This is a genomic window from Dietzia sp. DQ11-71, assembly GCF_014144995.1.
Taxonomy (GTDB): domain Bacteria; phylum Actinomycetota; class Actinomycetes; order Mycobacteriales; family Mycobacteriaceae; genus Dietzia; species Dietzia kunjamensis.
In genome coordinates, this window is sequence record NZ_JAALDT010000136.1 from 1 (window position 1) to 3,890 (window position 3,890).

Genomic DNA, 3,890 nt, shown 5'->3' on the forward strand with positions numbered 1-3,890 from the left:
GTTTCGGCGACCCGCTCTCGGCCGCCGGCCGCGACAGCGCGGGGACGATCGCCCGGGTGGCCGGCCGACTGTTCGACGAGCAGCCCACCGCGTCCCGGGAGGTGACGCTCGGCGGCCTCCAGGTGTGGCACGCCGTGCTCGAACGCACGGGGCGGGCCGGCGGTGGGAGCGAGGTGACCATCGTGTTCACCGACATCGTCGGGTTCTCGGACTGGGCGATGCGCGCTGGCGACGAGGAGTCGCTGCAGCTCCTCCGACGGGTCGCTGCGGCCACCGAACCCGAGGTGCTAGCCCACCGTGGCGCCGTCGTCAAACGTCTCGGCGACGGACTGATGGCCACGTTCCCGTCTCCCCAGCTGGCGCTGGACGCGGTGGCCGCATGCCTGGACGGGGTCGCCGGCGTGGAGGTGGCCGGCTGGCGTCCGCGGTTGCGGGTCGGCGTCCACACTGGGCGCCCGCGCCGGATCGGGGACGACTACCTCGGCATGGACGTCAACGTCGCCGCGCGGCTCGCGGAGAAGGCCGGCGCGGGCGAGATTCTCATCAGCGAGTCCACCCGCGCCGGGCTGGACCCCGACAGCGTGGCGACCCGCCCCAAGCGGACCTTCCGGTGGGGCGGGGTCAAGGGTGTGCCCGACGGGATCGCCGTCTACGTGGCGACCCCGCGCTGAGGAGTTCGGCGGGACCGGGAGCGGGGAACCCGCCATCCGCCGTCCCACCCCGGAACCGGCCGGACCACCGCCGACCACCGGCATCCGGTAGAACGGACGCATGGCAACCACCAATTTCAAGGGCAACCCCGTCAGCACGTCCGGCGAGCTCCCCGCCGTCGGCTCCAAGGCCCCGGATTTCGAACTCGTCGGCACCGACCTCGCTCCCGTGACCTCCGGGTCGCTGGCCGGCAAGAAGCTCATCCTCAACATCTTCCCCAGCGTCGACACGGGCGTGTGCGCCCAGTCGGTGCGCACCTTCCACGAGAAGGCCTCCGGCCTGGAGAACACCGAGGTCGTCAACATCTCGGCCGACCTGCCGTTCGCCCACAAGCGCTTCTGCGCCGCCGAGGACATCGAGAACGCCACCGCCGGCTCGACCTTCCGCAGCGACTTCGCCGCGGACTACGGCGTCAAGATGACCGACGGCCCCATGGAGGGCCTGCTGGCCCGCTCGGTCGTCGTGGTCGACGCCGAGGGCAAGGTCGTCTACACGCAGCTCGTCGACGAGATCACCACTGAGCCGGACTACGACGCCGCGCTCGCCGCCGTGAACTGAGCGCACCGCAGCGAACGACGAGGCCCGCCCCCGACGAACGGGGGCGGGCCTCCTCGTGTGGTCTACCGCGCCGCGACTCAGGCGCTGGCGTCCACCAGGGAGAAGCGGCGGGTGGCCTGCTCGAGCTGATCGAACAGCGTCGCCAGCTCCTCGGAGCGGCGCTCCGCGGGCTGCACGCCCTCGGGGCCGAACTCGGTGAACAAGCTCAGCGAGATCTGCTGACGCACGCCGTACATGTGGAAGTTGGCCACTATCTGCCGCCAGTGCTCCACGGCGCGCACACCACCCTCGGCTCCGTAGGAGACAAAGGCGACGGGCTTGTTCGCCCACTCGCTACCGAGCGAGTCGAAGGCGTTCTTCAGGCCGCCCGGGACACTGTGGTTGTACTCGGGGGTGACAAAGACGAAGGCGTCGTAGGAGTCGATGGTCGAACTCCAGCGCTGCACCCGCTCGTCGGAGTACTGCTTGTTCGCCGCGCCCGGCACCGTGGCCGAGGTGAGCAGCGGGACGTCGAACGACTTGAGGTCGACCAGCTCATAGGTGGCGTCCTGCCGCGCCTGCGATTCCTGCGCGACCCACTCGGCCACGGTCTGCCCGGAACGCTCCTCGCGGATGCTGCCCAGAATGATGCCGATCTTCACGTACGGTCCCCTCTCGTCGTGCGGGTTGCTGATGACGAGAACTCTACTTGATTGACGTGACACCTACTACCGGTGGCCGTAGACCGTGACCGTCGCCACGGCACAGACGCGCCCCCGCTCACCCCTCGTCGTCACCTGGGCGATGCCCCAACTCCGGCCGTCGTGCAGGACCTCGGCCCGGACCGTCACCGGCTGCACCAGCGGGATCTGTCGTACGTACCGCACGTCGAGCGAGGACGAGCTGACCTCGCGTTCGTGCGGGAACACCGCCGCCCCGGCGACCTCCGCGGCCGCCGCGAACACGCCGCCGTGCAGATTGCCCAGCGGGTTGGCCAACGTCGGCTCCGGCGCGATCACGCCCTCCACGACGCGGGTTCCGCCCGGGCCGTCGTCCCGCTCGTCCAGCGTCAGGCACAGGACCTCGGCCAGCGTTCCCGGCGCGAGCCTGGACGGCCACGGCGGCTCGTCGTCGTACCCGTCCGGGTCCACGGCTCCCGCGATCTCCATGGATTTGACCAGTCCCGAGGCGATCACCTCGCCGTCGTCGTCGACGACCTCGCCGCGCGTCGTGAGGCAGTGACCGTCGTCGCCCAGGTGGTCCGTGCGGATGCCCAGTCCCGCCGATCCCGCGCGCGGGCGCGCCAGCAGGTCCATCCGCAGCTCGGTGGTGACCGTCCACATCCCCTCGGGGCGCCGGCGGTGGTTCTCCGACCCCAGGCCCGAATCCCCCAGGACGGCGAGGCCGCCGGTGGCGAAACGCCCCGACGGGTCGACGAACTGGTCGGCGACCGGCTGGTGCCAGCTCACCGACCCGTCCGGGTTCGGGCTGAACGTCAACCCCAGGCGGGGCTCCGGGCCGTCGTGCTGCGATTCTCTCACCCGCCGACGCTAACACGTGTTCTCGTTCACTCCCCGCGACCGCGCGCGCCGGATCGCGTCCGCACAATGGAGACGTGCCACTGAACCGCGAGGCCCTCACGACCCCCCGCCGCTGGCCCATCCGCGTCGCCACGACCGTGATCGCCACCGGCATCGTCATCCTCGTGCTGGCGGCAGCGGCCGGCGGTGCGTGGCTGCTCCTGCGGTCGGCCGTGCACGGCGCGATCGACTCCGCCGACCGCTCCCGGGCGGTCGAGGTGGCGGGTGGGCTGGCGGCCCGGGGTCCGAAGGCGTCCCTCGAGCTGGTCTCCGAACCGCTGTCCGGGGTGGACCTGGTGCGGGTCGTGGCGCCCGACGGCCGCGTCCTGGCCGGTCAGGTCACCCGCGGGCTCGAGAACGTCCCCGCGCTCCCCTCTCCCGCCCCCGGTCAGGTCATCCAGCGCGACCTCGACGCCCCGAACGGCGCCGACCTCCGCCTCACCTCCGTCGGCGTGGAGGTCCGCGGGGGAACGTTCGCCGTGGACGTGGCCACCGACACCGACCGCTACGACTCCCTCCTGGCCACCGGCGCGGTGCTGTTCCTGGCGTTCGTCCCCGTCGCCGGCCTGGCCACAGCCGTGTTCGTCCACTACGCCATGGGGCGGGTGCTGCGGCCGGTCGAGTCGATCCGCTCCCGCGTCGCCGAGATCTCCGCCTCCGGCCGTGGCGAGCGGGTCCCGGTCCCCGAAGCCGAGGACGAGATCTCCCGCCTGGCCCGGACGATGAACGCCATGCTCGCGCGCCTCGACGCCGCCCGCACCGCACAGGTCGCGTTCGTCGGTGACGCCTCGCACGAGCTGCGCAGCCCGCTGTCCACGCTGTCGACGATGCTCGAACTGTCCTCCACCTCCGGCACCCCGGTGGACGTGGAGACCGTCGACGAACTGCTCCTGCCGGAGGTGCAGCGGATGCGCACGATGGTCGAGGACCTGCTCCTGCTGGCCAAGAACGACGAGCGCGGCCGGCCGCTGCGCCGCGACGACGTGGACCTCGACGACATCGTGCTCTCCGAGGCCGCCCGGCTCCGCGGGCTCGTCGGCGGCGGCGGTGGTGGGGGCGGCG

5 protein-coding genes are annotated in these 3,890 nt (G+C 71.9%); 3 read left to right on the forward strand and 2 right to left on the reverse strand.

What is annotated here, in order from left to right:
• Both G6023_RS05660 and tpx read left to right on the forward strand, forming a co-directional pair.
• On the forward strand, positions 1-671 hold a 671-nt coding region (locus G6023_RS05660; protein WP_182634384.1), incomplete at its 5' end, for an adenylate/guanylate cyclase domain-containing protein.
• A gap of 100 nt (positions 672-771) precedes the next feature.
• Complete coding sequence (gene tpx, locus G6023_RS05665; RefSeq protein ID WP_067718959.1) at positions 772-1,269, forward strand: thiol peroxidase; 498 nt, start codon at positions 772-774, stop codon at positions 1,267-1,269.
• Positions 1,270-1,346: 77 nt separating this feature from the next.
• Here the strand turns inward: tpx and G6023_RS05670 are convergent, their stop codons facing one another.
• Both G6023_RS05670 and G6023_RS05675 read right to left on the reverse strand, forming a co-directional pair.
• The gene (locus G6023_RS05670; protein WP_067718956.1) at positions 1,347-1,910 is read right to left on the reverse strand and encodes an NADPH-dependent FMN reductase; all 564 of its coding nucleotides are present in this window, start codon (positions 1,908-1,910) and stop codon (positions 1,347-1,349) included.
• Between the two features lie 66 nt (positions 1,911-1,976).
• Positions 1,977-2,789 carry a PaaI family thioesterase gene (locus G6023_RS05675; protein ID WP_182634386.1) on the reverse strand — a complete coding sequence of 271 codons (813 nt, stop codon included), beginning with the start codon at positions 2,787-2,789 and terminating at the stop codon, positions 1,977-1,979.
• A gap of 74 nt (positions 2,790-2,863) precedes the next feature.
• Here G6023_RS05675 and G6023_RS05680 point away from each other — a divergent pair.
• A partial coding sequence (locus G6023_RS05680; RefSeq protein ID WP_182634388.1) for a histidine kinase dimerization/phospho-acceptor domain-containing protein occupies positions 2,864-3,890 on the forward strand: 1,027 nt, incomplete at its 3' end.